Origin of the sequence: Stenotrophomonas sp. 24(2023), assembly GCF_030913365.1 — a bacterium.
In the GTDB taxonomy this organism is placed as follows: Bacteria; Pseudomonadota; Gammaproteobacteria; order Xanthomonadales; family Xanthomonadaceae; genus Stenotrophomonas.
The window spans coordinates 4,070,737-4,088,368 of the sequence record NZ_CP133160.1 but is presented as its reverse complement, the minus strand read 5'-3'; the positions used below and the strand labels follow the sequence as shown (position 1 = coordinate 4,088,368).

At 67.7% G+C, this 17,632-nt stretch carries 15 protein-coding genes; 4 read left to right on the top strand and 11 right to left on the bottom strand.

Translation table 11 applies throughout. The annotated features are described in order from the left end of the window. Nucleotides 1-238 precede the first annotated feature (238 nt). The 9 genes from Q9R17_RS18650 to Q9R17_RS18610 form a co-directional block, all read right to left on the bottom strand. The gene (locus Q9R17_RS18650) at nucleotides 239-1,000 is read right to left on the bottom strand and encodes a heme ABC transporter ATP-binding protein (RefSeq protein ID WP_308156066.1); all 762 of its coding nucleotides are present in this window, start codon (nucleotides 998-1,000) and stop codon (nucleotides 239-241) included. Beyond that, the gene (locus Q9R17_RS18645; RefSeq protein WP_308156065.1) at nucleotides 997-2,040 is read right to left on the bottom strand and encodes an iron ABC transporter permease; all 1,044 of its coding nucleotides are present in this window, start codon (nucleotides 2,038-2,040) and stop codon (nucleotides 997-999) included. Before Q9R17_RS18645 ends, Q9R17_RS18650 begins: the two co-directional genes overlap by 4 nt. After that, a complete protein-coding gene (locus tag Q9R17_RS18640) occupies nucleotides 2,037-3,074 on the bottom strand; it encodes an ABC transporter substrate-binding protein (RefSeq protein ID WP_308156064.1) in 1,038 nt (345 codons plus the stop codon). The genes Q9R17_RS18645 and Q9R17_RS18640 overlap by 4 nt, the downstream gene beginning before the upstream one ends. A 54-nt stretch (nucleotides 3,075-3,128) precedes the next feature. Then, nucleotides 3,129-4,505 (bottom strand): ATP-binding protein, encoded by a 1,377-nt coding sequence (locus tag Q9R17_RS18635; protein ID WP_308156063.1) that lies wholly within the window; start codon nucleotides 4,503-4,505, stop codon nucleotides 3,129-3,131. Between the two features lie 124 nt (nucleotides 4,506-4,629). After that, complete coding sequence (locus Q9R17_RS18630; RefSeq protein WP_308156062.1) at nucleotides 4,630-5,637, bottom strand: alpha/beta hydrolase-fold protein; 1,008 nt, start codon at nucleotides 5,635-5,637, stop codon at nucleotides 4,630-4,632. A gap of 138 nt (nucleotides 5,638-5,775) precedes the next feature. Beyond that, nucleotides 5,776-7,053, bottom strand: a complete 1,278-nt coding sequence (locus Q9R17_RS18625; RefSeq protein WP_308156061.1) for a replication-associated recombination protein A — start codon at nucleotides 7,051-7,053, stop codon at nucleotides 5,776-5,778. 169 nt (nucleotides 7,054-7,222) lie between these two features. Next, complete coding sequence (gene lolA, locus Q9R17_RS18620) at nucleotides 7,223-7,861, bottom strand: outer membrane lipoprotein chaperone LolA (RefSeq protein ID WP_308156060.1); 639 nt, start codon at nucleotides 7,859-7,861, stop codon at nucleotides 7,223-7,225. Between the two features lie 185 nt (nucleotides 7,862-8,046). Next, on the bottom strand, nucleotides 8,047-9,981 hold the full coding sequence (locus tag Q9R17_RS18615) for a DUF3857 domain-containing protein (RefSeq protein ID WP_308156059.1): 1,935 nt from the start codon (nucleotides 9,979-9,981) through the stop codon (nucleotides 8,047-8,049). 20 nt (nucleotides 9,982-10,001) lie between these two features. Further along, nucleotides 10,002-12,359 carry a DNA translocase FtsK gene (locus Q9R17_RS18610; RefSeq protein ID WP_308156058.1) on the bottom strand — a complete coding sequence of 786 codons (2,358 nt, stop codon included), beginning with the start codon at nucleotides 12,357-12,359 and terminating at the stop codon, nucleotides 10,002-10,004. 255 nt (nucleotides 12,360-12,614) lie between these two features. Here Q9R17_RS18610 and trxB point away from each other — a divergent pair, with 255 nt between their 5' ends. Then, the gene (trxB, locus tag Q9R17_RS18605) at nucleotides 12,615-13,586 is read left to right on the top strand and encodes a thioredoxin-disulfide reductase (RefSeq protein ID WP_308156057.1); all 972 of its coding nucleotides are present in this window, start codon (nucleotides 12,615-12,617) and stop codon (nucleotides 13,584-13,586) included. 60 nt (nucleotides 13,587-13,646) lie between these two features. Here trxB and Q9R17_RS18600 read toward each other — a convergent pair whose 3' ends face one another. Continuing rightward, nucleotides 13,647-14,252 carry a hypothetical protein gene (locus Q9R17_RS18600; protein ID WP_308156056.1) on the bottom strand — a complete coding sequence of 202 codons (606 nt, stop codon included), beginning with the start codon at nucleotides 14,250-14,252 and terminating at the stop codon, nucleotides 13,647-13,649. Next, complete coding sequence (locus Q9R17_RS18595) at nucleotides 14,249-15,064, bottom strand: hypothetical protein (RefSeq protein WP_308156055.1); 816 nt, start codon at nucleotides 15,062-15,064, stop codon at nucleotides 14,249-14,251. The genes Q9R17_RS18600 and Q9R17_RS18595 overlap by 4 nt, the downstream gene beginning before the upstream one ends. Nucleotides 15,065-15,334: 270 nt before the next feature. Here Q9R17_RS18595 and Q9R17_RS18590 point away from each other — a divergent pair, with 270 nt between their 5' ends. The 3 genes from Q9R17_RS18590 (at nucleotide 15,335) to infA (ending at nucleotide 17,570) form a co-directional block, all read left to right on the top strand. Further along, nucleotides 15,335-16,459 carry a GNAT family N-acetyltransferase gene (locus tag Q9R17_RS18590; RefSeq protein ID WP_308156054.1) on the top strand — a complete coding sequence of 375 codons (1,125 nt, stop codon included), beginning with the start codon at nucleotides 15,335-15,337 and terminating at the stop codon, nucleotides 16,457-16,459. Nucleotides 16,460-16,525: 66 nt separating this feature from the next. Continuing rightward, nucleotides 16,526-17,266 (top strand): leucyl/phenylalanyl-tRNA--protein transferase, encoded by a 741-nt coding sequence (gene aat / locus Q9R17_RS18585; protein WP_308156053.1) that lies wholly within the window; start codon nucleotides 16,526-16,528, stop codon nucleotides 17,264-17,266. An 85-nt stretch (nucleotides 17,267-17,351) separates the two neighbouring features. Then, nucleotides 17,352-17,570 (top strand): translation initiation factor IF-1, encoded by a 219-nt coding sequence (infA, locus tag Q9R17_RS18580; protein ID WP_005409596.1) that lies wholly within the window; start codon nucleotides 17,352-17,354, stop codon nucleotides 17,568-17,570. Nucleotides 17,571-17,632: the final 62 nt, after the last annotated feature.

Below are 17,632 nucleotides of genomic sequence, written 5' to 3'. Positions count from 1 at the left end.
GGTCCAACGGTGGCCGGTTCAGCGGCCTCGTGGGGCTCCAGGCAGACACGCCCGTTCCGCGCTTGCGCGGGCCAGGGTGAAAAACTTCAGGAGTGGCATCCGGTTCATGGGGCGCATTCTAGACCTCCTTGGACGGGGTGCAAGCGAATATTGGCCACACGGATGGAACGATGAGGGGATGAATTCAGGAAATGGGGTCCTTTTCGAATACACCCCCGCATCGCGTGGATCTACGCCGTCAGGTCACCACCACCAGCGGCACGTTGCGCCGGGGGTGCTGCAGGACCACCACATCCTGCTGGTACACGCGCTGCAGGTTGGCTTCGGTCAACACCTGGGTCGGCGTGCCGTCTGCGGCCACCCTGCCCTGCTCCAGCAGCACGATGCGGTCGGCATGGCCGGCCGCCAGGTTCAGGTCGTGCAGCACCACGATCACGCAGGCACCGGCATCGGCATGTGCACGCACCGTACGCAGCGTGCGCTCCTGATGGCGCAGGTCCAGTGCGGCGGTCGGCTCGTCCAGCAGCAGCAGCGGCGTGTCCTGCGCCAGTACGCGGGCGAAGGTGGTGCGCGCCGATTCACCGCCGGACAGCTGCTGCACTTCACGCTGGCGCAGCGCCTGCAGCTCGGCGGCATCCAGTGCCTGTTCCACCCGCTGCGCATCCACGTCCGGATCCGGCGGGTGCGGCAGCCGCCCCATCGCCACCACCTCTTCCACGCTGAAGGCGAAGCGCACGCCATGTTCCTGCGGCATCACCGCGCGCTCGCGTGCCAGCGGGCCGGCACGGAAACTGTGCAGGGCACGCCCCAGCAACTGCACCTGCCCGGCATCGGGCAGCAGATCACCGGCGGCCACGCCCAGCAGCGTGGATTTTCCCGCACCATTGGGCCCCACCAGCGCGGTCACCGTGCCCGGCACGAACGCCAGATCAATGCCATGCAGGATCTCCCGCTGCTGGCGGCGCACGATCACCCCGGACAACTGCAGCAGCGCGCTCATGCGGCCCCCTTGCGCCGTTGCTGCAGCACCAGCCACAGGAAGAACGGCGCGCCCAGTGCCGCCGAGAACAGGCCCAGCGGAATCTCCGCCGGCGGGTCCAGCGTGCGCGCAGCCGTATCGGCAACGACGATCAGCAGTGCCCCCAGCACCGCCGACACCGGCAGCAGCCAACGGTGCCCCGGCCCGACCAGCAGGCGCGCCACGTGCGGCACCACCAGGCCGACGAAACTGACCGAACCGGCGAAAGCCACCGCCGCACCGACCAGCAACGCACTGAACGCCACCAGCCTGCGCCGGGTGCGCGGCACGTCCAGGCCCAGGTGCTGGGCCTGGCGCTCGCCAAGGGCGAGCATGTCCAATGGCGTGGCCAGGCGCAGCAGGGCAAACATGCCGATGGCGAACGGCGGCACAACCGCCGCCACATCCGCCCAGCTGGCACGGGCCAGCGACCCCATCTGCCAGAACACCAGCGATTGCAGCTCGCTTTCACTGGCGATGTAGGTCAGGAAACCGATCAGCGCCGAGCAGAACGCCGCCATCGCGATCCCGACCAGCAGCAACGTGGCATTGCCGGTGCCCCGCCCTGGCCGTGCCAGCAGGTAGGTCACGCTGATGGCCAGCGCGCCACCGGCGAACGCGGCCAGGGGCACCGCCCAGCCTGCCACCGTGGCGGCGCCGAGCACGATCGCGGCCACCGCCCCCAGTGCCGCGCCCTGGCTGACGCCGACGATGCCCGGGTCGGCCAGCGGATTACCGAACAGGCCCTGCAGGCTGGCACCGGCCATCGCCAGTGCGGCCCCCACCATCGCCCCCAGCAGGGCGCGCGGCACGCGCAGTTGCCAGATCACCGCCAGGTCACGCGCACTGACCGCGTCCACCGGCAACAGGCCCAGCTTCACGCCGATCGCCTGCACTACCTCGGCGGGCGGCAGGCGCAGCGGCCCCAGCGTGAACGAGGCGATCACCGCCCCAACCAGCGCCAGAGTGGCCACCAGCACCATCACGCGCCCGCGCTGGCGCCGCCGATCCGCCGACCTCATGCCGGGGGCAGGCTCGCCAGTGCCTTGGCCAACGCCAGCGCACCCGCACCGGAACCGACGCTGGTGTACTTCAACTGCACGTCCGGCATCACCCAGACCCGGTTGGCCTGGCCGGCCGGGGTCTGCTTCAGCGAGGGATAGGCCTTCCACAGGCCGTCGGCGCCGCCGAACAGTTCCAGATCATGCGCAGTCACCAGGATCACCTGCGGCGCGGCGGCCAGCACGCCTTCGTTGCTCAGCTGCGAGTAATTGGACACACCGGCTTCGCTGCCGATGTTGATGCCACCGGCCAGCGCGATCAGCGCGGCCGAAGCACTGTCCTTGCCCGCCACGGTGGGCGTACCGCCGCCGCCGGTGGCGGACACGTGGATCACCCGCGGCGCATGCGCCAGGCCCTTGCCGATGGCCTGCGCCTGGTCCAGCTGCTGCTGCACCTGCGTGGCCAGTGCCTGCCCGGCTGCCGCCACGCCCAGTGCGGCAGCAACCTTGCGCACCTTGTCCGGGGCCGGCTGCAGATCGTCGATGACCACGGCGGCCTCGCCTACCTCGCGCAGCTTCTGCGCCAGCGCGGTGTGGCGGCGCAGGCTGTTGCCCAGGAACAACGACCCCTGCAGGCTGACCACGCCTTCCACGCCGGTGGTGCGGTTGAACAGGAACTGGTGCGGGGCGGCACGCCCGGCCTCGGTCGCGGTATTGGTCGGTGCCGCGAAGACCTGCTTGCCCAGGCCCAGGGCTTCGATCACGGCAATCACATCATCGCCACCGGCAATGATGCGACTGGTATCGGTCACGCTGACCTGTGCGCCGTCATCGGAGGTCACGGTTACCGGCAGGACCGCCTGCACGTCCTTCACGGCCGGCACGTCCGTGCCGGCCACACGCTGCCATCCGGCCGGCAACCCTTCGGCGGCAGCGGCGGTGGCGGCCGTGGTGGCAGACGGGTCGGCCGGGGGCGTGCTGCCGCCACAGGCGGCCAGTGCCGCTGCCAATGCCAGCGGAAGTGCGCGCAGGCACAGGCGGGGATCAAGCTTCATGGCTACTCCTTTGTGCATGGCGGGGCGACCGTGCGGGCCGCCCCAGCCGGGGGCTTACTGCTTCGGCGTGATGCGGGTGATGCGGTCACCCTTGGGGTCTTCGGCGCCGCGCGACTTGTTCACCGCAAATACGCTGCCCTTGCCATCGGCACGCACGTGGTTGGGCAGCGTGCCGCCGTCGAGGTTGCCGACCACCGTGCCGCTGCGGTCGACCACGGTCACGGTGCCGGCACCGCGGCTGCTGACATAGGCCAGGCCCGAGGTCGGATCGAAGGCCACGTTCAGTGCGCCGGCACCCACCGGCACATCGTGCAGCACCTTGCCGGCGGCAACATCGACGATCAGCAGGTTGTCGGTGCCCTGCGAGGCCACGTACAGCCGGCCCTGGGCGGCGTCATAGGCCACGCCGGAGGCACTGACCGAATTGCCCAGGTCGATCACCTTGTCGACCTTGCCCGAGGCCACATCGATCACCGCCGCTTCAGGCGTGCCGATGCTGACGGTGAACAGCTTGCCGGCCTTTTCATCCAGCACCAGGCTCATCGGCACGAACTTGCCGTCATCCACGCCGGAGGCCAGGGTGATCGGCGCCAGCGGCGCGAGGGTCTTGGTATCGAACACCGACAGGTGGTCTTCGCCGGTGGCCGAGGCGAACGCGCGGCCATGCGTGCCATCGATCACCACGTCACGCGCATGCGGCACGGCGCCCACCGGGAACTGGTGCACCAGCGACAGGTCGGACTGGCGGTAGACCGCCACTGTGTCCTGGCGGGTATTGGTGACCCATACCGTGCCCTGGGTGTCATCCACGCCCACGCCATAGACGGCGAACACGCTGCCGCCCTTGCCGTCGGGCACCACGGCCGGGGTGATGGCCTTGCTGACCTTCAGGCTCTTCGGATCGACCTTGAGCAGCTGCGACTGGGTGACCGGCGGGCGGCCCACGGCCGAGGTCACGTAGACCGCGTTGCTGGCGGCACTGTAGGCACTCTGGTACAGGCCCGGCACCAGACGGTTGGACTGGGTGGCAAAACGCTGCTGGCCCGACAGCGGCAGCTGCGGCGACACGCGCAGCTTCAGCACCGTGGCCGCATCGGGCTGGCTGGCGCGCACCACCACCGGGTGCGTGCCCGGCACCGCGTCGGCCGGAATGCCCAGCTGGGTCTTGAAGGTGCCATCGGCATCAACGGTCAGCGGCTGCGCGTTGAGCACGGTGTCGCCACGGACCAGGCTGATCTTCTGGCCCGGCACGAAGCCACGGCCGATCACCTCGGCGCTGCCGCCGGGCACGACATTCTCACCGCGTGAGACGGCCTTGCCCTTGAAGGTGGCCACGGCCGGCTGGTCGAACACCGGCTGTGCCTGGGCGGCCACGGCCAGCAGCAGGCCCGCGGCCAGGGTGGTGAGTCGAAGGGAAGAACGAAGGGACATGTCAGGCTCCTTGCACACATGGGGCCGCACCCTGTGGCACGGCGAGTCATTGGTTGCCTGGGCGGCGGCCAGCGGCGCGCCTTGCCTGGGTAGTGGGCGCGGGCGGCCATCACCGCGCGCGGGGTTACTCGGCAGCGGGGGCGGCATCGCTGCCGCCATCCTCGCTGCTGCGGTCGCGCACGCCGTACAGTTCGGCCAGCGCTGCATGGAACGAGGCCGGCAGCATCGGGCCATGGCCCAGGCCGGGGAATTCACGGTAGCGCACCTGCAGCCCGGGCACCTCGGCCAGGCGCGTGGACAGCTGCAGCGCGGCATCGGGGGTGGCGCCACCGATGCGGCGCAGATGCGCGACCACGCGCGGGTTGTTCATGTCACGCTTGCCGCGATCGCCGACGCGTTCGGCACCGCCCAGCATCAACCACACCTGCGCCTTCTGCCCGTGCGTGTTGTCGATGAACTGGCGCTCCAGATCGCCCTGCGGCGCGCCCTGGCTCCACCACAGTGACGGGCTGGCCGACAGGTAATACTGGAACGCGGCCGGGCGCGTATACAACGTGCTGAGCACGAACAGGCCGCCCAGCGAATGCCCCCACAGCGCCTGCTGCGTGGGGTCGATGCGGGCACGGCGCGCCACTTCCGGCTTGATGCGGCGCTCGATCACATCGGCGAAGGCCCACGCGCCCCCGCCCACGGCCTGGGTGGTGCCGGATTCATCATCGGCACGGTCGATCCAGGCGGTGTAGTCGCGGGTACGCGCCGGCGAGTCGATCCGCAGTTCGTTGTCATAACCGATCAGCACCAGCACCGGTGGCGCCTTGCGTGCGGCCAGTTCGGCCAGCAGCGCCTGGTCCAGCACCATGGCGGCGGCATTGCCATCGAGCGCGTACAGGGCCGGCAATGGACTGCCGGGTGCCCTTGCCGGAATGCCGACGTTCACCCGCCAGCGGCGCTGGCCGTCCGGGCTGTCCACCACGAACCGCTCGAAGCGGTAGGCGGCGGCCGGTGCATCCAGCACGGTATGGCCCATCAGCTGGTTCGGGTTGCGCTGCTGCGCGTAAGCGTAGGGAGTGGCCAACAGCACCCCCATCGTCAGGACGGCCAGGCGGGCAACGAAGCGTGCGGAAAATTGCATGGGTGACAGCTACGGCGGCAGGTGCCGCCCCTTCATCAAGGGACCGCAGTCTATCCCAAATGCGAATGCTTATCACCTAGATCATGCGTCACGGTGTGTATCCCGCGCGGACAGCGCTGCCCCACCCGGCCGCGGGCGTCACCGCCCCTTTGCCGCCCGCGCCGCTTCGCGCTGTGCACGCAGCCGGTCGAGCTTTTCCTTCAGCTTGATTTCCAGCCCGCGCGGCACCGGGCTGTAGTACACCCGTTCACCCATCGCATCGGGGAAGCCGGTCTGGTCCAGCGCGATGCCGCCCTCGGCGTCATGGTCGTACTGGTACTCGGCGCCGTAGCCCAGCTCCTTCATCAGCTTGGTCGGCGCGTTGCGCAGGTGCAGCGGCACCTCTTCGGTGCCGCTTTGCCGCACGTCGGCCTTGGCCTGGTTGAAGGCGGCATAGCCGGCATTCGATTTGGCGGTGCTGGCCAGGTACAGCACCAGCTGGGCGAAGGCCAGCTCGCCTTCGGGGCTTCCCAGCCGCTCATAGATGTCCCAGGCTTCCAGCGCCATCGTCTGCGCGCGCGGATCGGCCAGGCCGATGTCCTCGATGGCCATGCGGGTCAACCGCCGCGCCAGGTATGCCGGATCGCATCCACCATCGAGCATGCGGGTCAGCCAGTACAGCGCGGCATCGGGATTGGAACTGCGCACCGACTTGTGCAGCGCCGAGATCTGGTCGTAGAACTGCTCCCCGCCCTTGTCGAAACGGCGGGTGCGGTCGGCCAGCACCTGTGACAGCGTCTGCGGGGTGATGCGCCCGCCCTCGTCGGCCGCCAGTTCGGCGGCGATTTCCAGCAGCGTGAGCGCACGGCGCACATCGCCGTCGGCCGCCGTGGCGATCTCCAGCAGCAGCTCCGGCGCAACATCGATCGCCTCCTCGCCGAGGCCGCGCTCGCGATCGCCAAGCGCGCGCTGCAGTGCCTCGACGATGTCGGTGGGCGAGACCCCTTCGAGCACATGCACGCGGCAACGCGACAGCAGAGCGGAATTCAGTTCGAACGAGGGGTTTTCCGTGGTCGCACCGACGAACAGGATGGTGCCGCGTTCGATGTGCGGCAGGAACGCATCCTGCTGCGACTTGTTGAAACGGTGCACCTCGTCGACGAACAGCACCGTGCGCCGGCCTTCGGCGAACCGCTGTGCCGCCTCGGCCAGCACCTGGCGCACCTCCGGCAACCCGGACAGCACGGCGGAGATGGCACGGAATTCGGCGTCGGAGTACTCGGCCAGCAGCAGCGCCAGCGTGGTCTTGCCACAGCCCGGCGGCCCCCACAGGATCATCGAGTGGACACGGCCGGATTCGACCGCGCGGCGCAGTGCACTGCCCGATGCCAGCAGGCGCTTCTGCCCCACCATTTCATCCAGGGTCCGCGGGCGCATGCGCTCGGCCAGCGGGCGCAGGTGGTCCCGATCGACGCTCAGCAGATCGGGACCGGGGAAGGAAGTTGAGCGTTGTCTTGGCACCGGGGCATTGTACCGCGAGAGCGTGCCAACCAAGGTTGGCACCTGCCAGAGCCAGGTAGCGCCGGGCCCGGCCCGGCGCCATGGATCACTCGCCGATGATGTCGGTGCCCTTCGGCGGAGTGAAGCTGAAGGTGCCGGCGGCAAAGGACGGGTTGCGCTTCCAGCCGGTGAAGCTGATGACCGTGCGCTGGCCCACCGCGTCGGTGATTTCCATCTTGGCCAGGCCCTGTGCATTGAAGCCCAGCGCGGCGTACTGGAAGCTGGCTTCGGTTTCGCGCTTGGGCGAAAGCGACAGCCACTGCAGGCCGTCACGGGCAGCCGCTTCCTCGCTCAGGTCGTACTGCTGCTCCAGCAGGGCCGGATTGATCAGCGCGGTCAGCGGGCTGTTCTGTTCTTCCTTGCCCTGGCCACGCACGCTGGCCTGCTGCAGGTCCGGCTCATACATCCAGACCTTCTTGCCATCGGCAACGATCAACTGCTCGTGCGGCTTGATGTATTCCCAGCGGAACAGACGCGGCGCGGACAGGGCGACACGGCCACTGGTGCTTTCCTTGACCTTGCCGCGGTTGTCGAACACCTGCTGGCTGAACTGGCCATCCAGGCCCTTCAGACCGCTGGTGAAGGCCTTCAGGTCGTCGCGGGCACCGGCCCAGGCGCTGCTGGCGGCGGCGCAGGCCACGGCCAGGGTGGTGGTGGCAAGGAATCGGCGGAGGCGAAGGTTCATGCGGGATCCCGTCAGCGCACAGGCGCTTGGCTAAGGTGGACTGCAGTGTGCCCAAGGGAAGCTGAATGGGCGATCAGGGCCATTATGCCCCGCCCGGTGATCGCGCGGGGCTCATTCACGCATCGCGCGGCGCGACGGGTTCCGCGCATGCGCATGGATCCGGTAGATCCACGCCATGCGTGGATTCAGCGCGCCAGTTCGCCGTACACCACCTGGCCGCGGAACCCGCGCCGGACCTGCTGGTACAGCGCGCGGAAGGCCGGGTAATCCTGCGGCTGGCACAGCGCATCGGCACCGCGCACGGCATTCTGCACCAGGCGATGATGCACGGTGACCTGCTGGCCCTGCCGGCGCCAGTCCACCTGGTAATCACCGGCAGCGTTGCGGAAATGCTGGCTGGCCGGAATGGCGATGATCGGGGCGTTGGCCGGCAGATTCAGATGGTAGGTCTCTTCGCGCAGGCTGGCATTGCAGTAGAACGGCGTGGCGTTGTCCGGCGCCGAGGTGCTGGCATACAGCGCGCGCATCGATTCACCGCCCGGCGGCTCCGGCACGGTCATGCCGCCGACCACGCTGAAATCCACGTAGTCCTCGGCCTGGAAGCGGTAGCGGAAGTTGAACGGCCGGGTCAGGTCGGCCGGCTCGCCTTCGACCTGCAGCTGGCCGCTGCCATCGAAGCCGGAACTGGCCATGATCGACTCCTCGGCGCGCGCCCGGTTCTGCGCATTGAGCCGCACGAACTGCGCGCGCAGGCCGATTTCGGCCGCCTCGCCCAGCGAGGGCACGGTCTGGCCACGCAGGTTGCCCTGGGCATCGAAATCAAAGGTGACGTCCAGTGCCGTGCCATTGCGCTGGCCATCATTGGCCGGCGTGCGCGCCAGCGTGGCATCACCGGTGTGCAGCACCGGCGCGCCCAGATCGCCATCGGGCAGCTGGCCAAAGCGTGCCCAGGTGCTGGTCGAGTCCAGGTACAGCTTGAATTCGGGGATGTAGGTGATGGCGTGGTTGAAGCGCCCCAGCACCGGAATCTTCGGCAGCGTCGGGCCGCCACCGGCGCCGATCAGCACCGGCGTGCTGGCGATGCCCTTGGCCGCCAGCAGCGCCTCCAGGATCACCACATGGTCCTTGCAGTCGCCATAGTGGTTGTCGAGGATGCTCTGCGCGCTGTTCGGCTCCAGCCCGCCATTGCCCAGGTACACGGCCACGTAGCGGATGTTCTGCGCCACCCAGCGGTACAGCGCCGCGGCCTGCTCGCGGCGGTCATCGATGCCGCGGGTCAGCTCGTCAGCCAGGGCCTGCACGCCCGGGGTGACCTGCGCCGCCTGCCCGGCCTTGTGCTGGTAGGCACGCGCCATCTGCGGCCAGTCACGGTAGGTGCTGGCCATGATGCCCGGGCTGAACTCCCAGACCGCGGCCGACCAGTTCTGTGCCTGCAGCGGTTCGCGGCGCTGGTAGCGCCAGCGCCAGGTGGCCTGGCCATTGCGCACCACCGGCCTGTCACTGCCCTGCACGCCCTGGCTGTCCACGTACATGGGCAGGTTGGCCGGTGCGCTCAGGGTCACTTCGGCATCGTCGTACGGGGTGAACACGTTGAAGGTTTCCCACAGGCCGAAGTAGCCCGGGAAGTACGGCACCTGCTGGGTACGGCGCACCTGGTAGACCAGGCGCGTACCCGGGGCCAGGTTCGGGAACACGATCACCCGCACCTTGCGGTCGGCATACATGGCCGCCGAGGCACTGGAATAGCTTTCCTGCGTATAGATGCGGTCGGCCGGCACGTCACGGCGCTGGCCATCGGCGGTCAGCGTATAGGCCGACAGCACATCCAGCTGCTCCATCTTTTCGCTGTAGCTCAGCCGCACCTGGCTGAACTGCTCCACCGCCGCCTTGGTCTTGAGCAGGATCTCGTAGGTCTCGGTCTGCACGTTGCCGGCATCGGGCCGCACCTGGTAGTCGGCACGGTAGCGCACGAAACTGAAGTTGTTGGCCGCCTCGCCATCGCTGCGGGCCGCCGGCGGCGCCGGGGTCGGTGCGGACGCGGCGGCATCACCACCGGCCCAGGCCGGCGCGGCGATCAACAGGCCGGCCAGCGCCAGCACGCAGGGAAAAACGTGTTTCATGCCGGATTCCTTCGGGCAGCTTACTTCGGCGGCGGCGGTGCCAGCACGGTACGGTCGCCATTGTGTTCAGGGGCACTGACCACACCGGCCGCTTCCATGGCCTCGATCAGGCGCGCAGCACGGTTGTAGCCGATCTTCAGGCGGCGCTGCACGCCGGAAATCGACGCGCGGCGGGTTTCGGTGACCACCCGCAGCGCTTCGTCGTACAGGGGGTCGGATTCATCACCGGCCGCGCTGGTTTCCGGCAGGCCGGTCGCACCGACCACCACGCCGTCGCCCAGGGTCTGCACCTCATCCAGCACGCCATCGATGTAGTCGGCCGGCCCCATGGCCTTGAGGTGCTCGACCACGCGGTGCACTTCGTCATCGGACACGAAGGCGCCATGCACACGCTCGGGCATGGCGGTACCCGGCGGCAGGTACAGCATGTCGCCGTGGCCCAGCAGGGTTTCGGCGCCGGACTGGTCCAGGATGGTGCGCGAGTCGATCTTGGAACTGACCTGGAAAGCGATGCGGGTCGGGATGTTGGCCTTGATCAGGCCGGTGATGACATCCACCGACGGGCGCTGGGTCGCCAGGATCAGATGGATGCCGGCCGCACGCGCCTTCTGCGCCAGCCGGGCGATCAGCTCTTCGACCTTCTTGCCGACGATCATCATCATGTCGGCGAATTCGTCGATGAAGATGACGATGAACGGCAGCGTCTCCAGCGGCCGCGGGGCCTCGCCCAGCTCCGGGTTCGGCTTGAACAGCGGGTCCATCAGCGGCTGCCCGGCGTCCTGCGCATCCTTGACCTTCTTGTTGAAGCCGGCCAGGTTGCGCACGCCCACCGCGCTCATCAGCTTGTAGCGGCGCTCCATTTCGGCCACGCACCAGCGCAGGCCGTTGGCGGCCTCCTTCATGTCGGTGACCACCGGCGCCAGCAGGTGCGGAATGCCCTGGTAGACGCTCAGCTCGAGCATCTTCGGGTCGATCATCAGCATGCGCAGGTCTTTCGGCGAGCCCTTGAACAGCAGGCTCAGCACCATCGCGTTGACCGCCACCGACTTGCCCGAGCCGGTGGTACCGGCCACCAGCAGGTGCGGCATGCGGGCCAGGTCGGCCACGGTCGGGCGGCCGGCGATGTCCTTGCCCAGCGCCAGCGTCAGCACGCTGGCCGACTTGTCGTATTCCTTCGAGCGCAGCAGCTCGGACAGGAAGATCATCTCGCGGGTGACGTTGGGAATTTCCAGGCCGATCACCGACTTGCCCGGAATCACGTCCACCACGCGCACCGACTTGACCGACAGGCCGCGGGCGATGTCCTTGTCCAGCGTGCTGATCTGGCTGACCTTGATGCCCGGCGCCGGCTCGATCTCGAAGCGGGTGATGACCGGGCCCGGGTAGGCACCGACCACCTGCGCCTCGATGCGGAAGTCCTTCAGCTTGAACTCGATCTGCCGCGACAGCGTTTCCAGGGTCTGCTCGTCATACCCCTTCGGCTGCGGCTTGGGATCGTCCAGCAGCGCCAGGGGCGGCAGGTCCGAACCATCGCTGTTGACGCCGCGGAACATCGGAATCTGGGTGTCACGCTTGGCGCGGTCGCTCTTCTCGATGACCGGCTCGGGGCGCGGCTCGATCTTCACCGGCTCGCGCTTGGCGCGCACTTCGGCATCGGCCTTGCGTACTTCCTGGCGTTCCTCGCGCATCACGCGGGTCTGCTTCCATTCGGTGGCCTGCTCGGTCTTGCGCGCCAGCAGTGGCGCCAGCGACATCACGCCACGGCCGATCTTTTCCATCACCATGAACCATGACAGGCCCGTGGCCAGGGTGATCGAGGCCAGCAGCAGCACCAGCACGAACAGGTTCGCCCCCAGCGCCCCGAAGCCGATGGTGAGCGAATTGCCGACCAGTTTGCCGAGGATGCCGCCGGCACTGGCGACATCAACGCCATTGAAGAAACGCACGTGCATGAAACCAGTGCCGGCGATCAGGAAACCCACCAGGCCGACCAGGCGCAGGGCCGGGTCCAGGTCGTTCTCGCCCTTGGCTTCCCGCTTCAGGCCGAACATGGCGAACCACGCCAGCGCGCCCAGCACGACCGGCAGCAGGAATGCGACCCAGCCGAACAGCTGCAGCAGTACGTCGGCGATCCAGGCCCCTGCCCGTCCGCCCATGTTGTGCACCGGCGCGACCACGCTGCCGGTGTGCGACCAGCCCGGATCGGTGGCCGAATAGGTGAACAGGCTGGCGGCCAGGTACAGCAACGCCGGGGCGATGGCGATCAACCCCAGGTCACGCCACAGGCGCTGGCGGCGCGGATTGTCGCTTGTCGCCGCCGTGCGTCGCGACGGTTTGTTGTCGTCAGACTTGGAGCGTTCGGGGACCTGCTTCGCCACCTTAGACCGGACCTTTGGAAAATGCTGTTAGTGGTTGATAATAAACGAGTCGGCGTCAGTTTTCAGTTATGCCGTGCGCCGCCGCCGGGACCCCCTGCGCCAAGCCCCTGACGCAGCCGCCCGGGATGGCCGACAGGCCGCCCCGTTCCATTCATCGGCTTGAATCGCCTTGCCCGTGCCTCCACTCTATGGGGTGCCGCAGCGTCGGCGCAAACCGCGCCGCGCCTTGTCCCATCGACCTTTTCGCGAGTCTACATGAGCACCAGCAAGCCCTCCCGCCACCAGAAGCTCGTCATCCTCGGCTCCGGCCCGGCCGGCTGGACCGCCGCCGTCTATGCCGCCCGCGCCAACCTCAAGCCGGTCGTCATCACCGGCCTGCAGCAGGGCGGCCAGCTGATGACCACCACCGAGGTGGACAACTGGCCGGGCGACGCCCACGGCCTGATGGGGCCGGACCTGATGGCGCGCATGCAGGCCCACGCCGAGCGCTTCGAGACCGAAGTCATCTTCGACCACATCCATACCGCCGACCTGTCCCAGCGCCCGTTCAGGCTGATCGGCGACAGCGCCGAGTACACCTGCGACGCCCTGATCATCGCCACCGGCGCCACCGCCAAGTACCTGGGCATCGCATCGGAAGAGACCTTCAAGGGCCGCGGCGTGTCCGCCTGCGCCACCTGTGACGGCTTCTTCTACCGCGACCAGGACGTGGTGGTGGTCGGCGGCGGCAACACCGCCGTGGAAGAGGCCCTGTACCTGTCCAACATCGCCCGCAAGGTCTACCTGGTGCACCGCCGCGACACCCTGAAGGCGGAAAAGATCATGCAGGACAAGCTGTTCGCCAAGGTGGCGGCTGGCAAGATCGAAACCGTCTGGCACCACCAGGTGGACGAAGTACTGGGCAACGAAGCGGGCGTGACCGGCGTGCGCGTGAAGAGCACCGTCGATGGCAGCACCCGCGACATCGAGGCCCATGGCTTCTTCGTGGCCATCGGCCACCACCCGAACACCACCCTGTTCGACGGCCAGCTGGCGATGAACAACGGCTACCTGGAAATCCGCTCGGGCCTGGGCGGCAACGCCACCCAGACCTCGGTGGAAGGCGTGTTCGCCGCCGGCGACGTGGCCGACCAGCACTACCGCCAGGCCATCACCTCGGCCGGCTTCGGCTGCATGGCCGCGCTGGATGCCGAGCGCTACCTGGACGCACAGGGCAAGGCAGGCTAAGGCAGGCTGAGGCCCTGAGCCTGTTTCAAAGGCGGGCGCAACAGCGCCCGCCTCCGGGCATCACCCCGCCGTGGCAGCCGCTCCCCAGCCCGGCGTGAGCGAAGGCGCGACCGGGTCGCGCGCGGTGCGGATGCACTGCACCACATGCCGCACCGCTGGCGATTTGACCCCATCGGCATCCACAACCCGGGTATCCCACAGGATCGGCGCACTGCCCGCGTTCTCGCAGCGCAGGGTGATCCGGCTCGGCTTGGCATCCGGCGCTTCGATGCGCACCCGGCCATCAGTGCAGGTCCAGCCCGGCGGGCAGCCGACATTGGTGGTGACCAGTTCGATGGGGTATTGCGGGTAGCCTTCGAAGGTCACGTCCACCTGCTCCGAGCCACCTTGCGGCAGCCGGATTCCATCGATGGGAGCAGCCTTCAATGGGATGCAGTCCTTTCCTTCCCGATAGAGCCGGTAGCCCTTCTCGACACCCTTCATGGAGGCGGTGCGGAAAACCGGATCCTGAAGGGCAACTGCGTCCGAGGCACTGGTGTGAAATCCCGCTTCGATGATTACCGACGGCATGTTCGCCCGCATGTTTTCACCGTGCCGCCCCGTTTCAGGTGCAGCAGCGACGGCGTAGTTCGCGTAATCGTCATTTGAATTGATCAACTCTTTCATGTAGCACATACGCGACTCGCCAGCCGGTAGTCCTCTGGGCGTCCCTCGGCCACATATGCCCGCGCCCCGGATGCCAAGGGGCTTCCGGCGTTGGTATGCAGATGGAAGAGCGCCCGGGCGTTCAACAGGTTCGCGTAGTGCGGGCGACTACGTATGTCTTCATCCCTCTCTCGAAGGGGATGGGTGGACGTAGGGAGAGAGTTCCAGAGATCGGGCTGATCTGGATGAGACACTTCCAGGGAGTACCTTCCCCCCATACGCCACCACGCCTGCCCGCTGCGATCATGCGGATCCAGAGCGCCCGAGCGGACGCGAACCGCAGCCACCTGACTTCGTTCGATCAACCATTGCCGAAGCTCATCGGCATATCCAGGCGTGATCTCGTCCTCGATGATTCCGTTAGACGGATCTCGCTGCGCCCGCCAGTCGCGGAATCCATGGTGGTAGTACCAGCCATGCCCAGCCGATACAACGACAGGCCCGTCATTCTGGCGCTCGGCCCGACTCTCCCTGTCTCCCTTGGCGTCATCCGGGTACTGATCTTCGAAGTCCTTGCCGTTGTAGTAGAACTTCGTTCCCGCCGCCGGCAGGATCGGCCTGGCTGACTCTAGAACACCATTGGAAATGAACCCCTGCAGATCCTCCAGTTCTGCGCCGCCATTTCCGGGCAACCGTCCGCCCCTGAGGTCGATCCGGATCATTCCCGTCGCGATGTCATAGCTGGAGACGGCTTCGGAGGGGGTACTCAGATGGCTCTGCCGGCGATATGCATCAAGCGCTTCCTGGCTTGCTCGAGTGACGATGGCATCCATGGCTGGATCCCCGCCGGAAGCTTCCCGCCGGAACGCTGACTGCTGGGCTTCGACCTGACCGGCCAGCGCCAGCGCTACGATTGCCGCGACTGTAATCACATTGCTCTCCTTCAAGATAGTGGCTGGCGACTCAAACCCGCCTATCACCACTATCCACATCGGATAACGCACTGAATGGCGCTCAACCACAAACTGCGGCGTTTCGTATTTTTCTCAAATCACTGAACACCTCCAACGGCAACCCGCGACAGAGTGTCCTATCCTTCCCCCATGCCCTCCCCCCGCTTCCTCGACACCCTCCAGGCCATTCCCGCCGGCGACTGGGACGCCCTGCACGACGGCACCAACCCCTTCGTCAGCCACGCCTTCCTGTCTGGACTGGAGGAACATGGCTGCCTGCGCGAGGAATGGGGCTGGCAACCGCGGCATTTCACCCTGTGGGAGGGCCGCACGCTTGTCGCGGCCATCCCCGGCTACCTGAAGACCAACTCGCATGGCGAATTCGTGTTCGACCATGCCTGGGCCAATGCCTATGCCCGCCACGGCCGCGACTACTACCCCAAGTGGGTGGGCGCAGTGCCCTATTCGCCGGTGACGGGCCCGCGGCTGCTGGCCCGTCACGGCGTGGCGCGCGATGCCCTGCTGCCTGCACTGCGCGATGCGCTGCCAGCACTCGGCGTCTCCTCGGCGCACATCAATTTCCACACCGCTGCCGAGGAGCGCGCTTTCGGTGATGCGTGGCTGTTGCGCGAGGACATCCAGTTCCAATGGCAGAACCCGGGCGACTGGACCACGTTCGAGCAGTTCCTCGCTGCGATGGACCACAAGCACCGCAAGAACATCCGCCAGGAACGCGCCAAGGTCGCCCGCCAGGGCATCACGTTCCGCGTGATCCATGGCAACGAGGCCAGCCGCGCCGACCTGCAGGCGATGTACCGCTTCTATCTGCAGACCTTCCTGGAATACGGCAACGCCCCTGCCCTGACCGAGGCCTTCCTGCGCCATCTGGCGATCCGGCTGGGGCGCGGGCTGGTGCTGTTCCTGGCCGAGCAGGATGGCGAGCCGATTGCCGGGGCCCTGTGCCTGCGCGGTGGCGACACCCTGTATGGCCGCTACTGGGGCGGTGCTACCCTGCCCGGCCTGCATTTCGAGGCCTGCTACTACCAGGGCATCGCATACTGCCTGCGCGAAGGGCTGACCCGCTTCGAACCCGGTGCGCAGGGGGAGCACAAGCTCGCGCGGGGCTTCCTGCCGACCCGGGTGCGCAGCCGGCACTGGGTGGCCGATGCGGATTTCGCCGACGCACTGCAGGACTGGTGCAGCCGGGAACGCACCGATGTACGGCGCTACCAGCAGGCCCTGCAGGGCCACAGTCCGTTCCGTGCGGGTGTGTAGCATTCGAGGCGCCAACCAGGATTGGCATCCACCAGGGCGCGGGATCGCTGCGCCTACAATGCCCCCATGACCCGCTCGCTGCCCTGGCGCCTGGCCGACGGCCCGGATGCGCCATTCCCACCTGCCGAGACCGCGCTGCGGCAGCCCGACGGATTACTGGCGGTCGGTGGCGACCTGCACCCGCTGCGCCTGCTCAACGCCTATGCCGGCGGCATCTTTCCGTGGTTCAGCGAGGGCGAGCCGATCCTGTGGTGGTCGCCGGACCCGCGCATGGTGTTCCGCACCGATGGCGTGCACCTGTCCAGCCGCTTCCGCCGCCAGCTGCGCCAGTGCCGCTGGCAGGTCAGCGCCGACACCGCGTTCGCCCAGGTGATGCTGGCCTGCGCCGCCGCGCCCCGCCCCGGCCAGGACGGCACCTGGATCAGCCCGGCGATGGTCCAGGCCTACGTGCGGCTGCATGAGCTCGGGTTCGCGCATTCCATCGAAGTCTGGGACGACGGCACCCTGGTCGGCGGCATCTACGGCGTGGCCATCGGCACGATGTTCTTCGGTGAAAGCATGTTCAGCGGCGCCAGCGGGGGGTCCAAGGTCGCCCTGGCCGCCCTGGCCCGCACCCTGCACGGCTGGGGCTGGCCGCTGATCGATGCCCAGGTGGAGAACCCGCACCTGCTGCGCATGGGCGCCGAGCACCTGCCGCGCGAGGCATTCCTGGACCACGTCCGCCGTGCCGTGCGTGAAGACGGCCGGACCGGCAGCTGGCAAGGGCTTGCAGGGGGCTGGCCGGCCGCCGATCTGGCCGGGGGTTAACACAAACTTTGCAAGCCACGCGGTCCGGGCGTAAAATAGCCGGCTTAGGCCCGCCGTGGCCGTTTTCTGAACCGCACAGGACTACATGTCGAAAGACGATTCCATCGAGTTCGAGGGCACTGTCAGCGAGACGCTGCCGAACACCACTTTCCGCGTCCGCCTGGAAAATGGGCACGAGATCATCGCGCACATCTCCGGCCGCATGCGCAAGAACTACATCCGCATCCTTACCGGTGACCGGGTCAAGGTTGAAATGACCCCGTACGACCTCACCAAGGGCCGTATCACCTACCGCATGAAGTAAGCGGTCCGGCGCGGCGCGCCACCCTGACAAGGCCAGCCCTGGTTGCTGGCCTTTTGTCATGC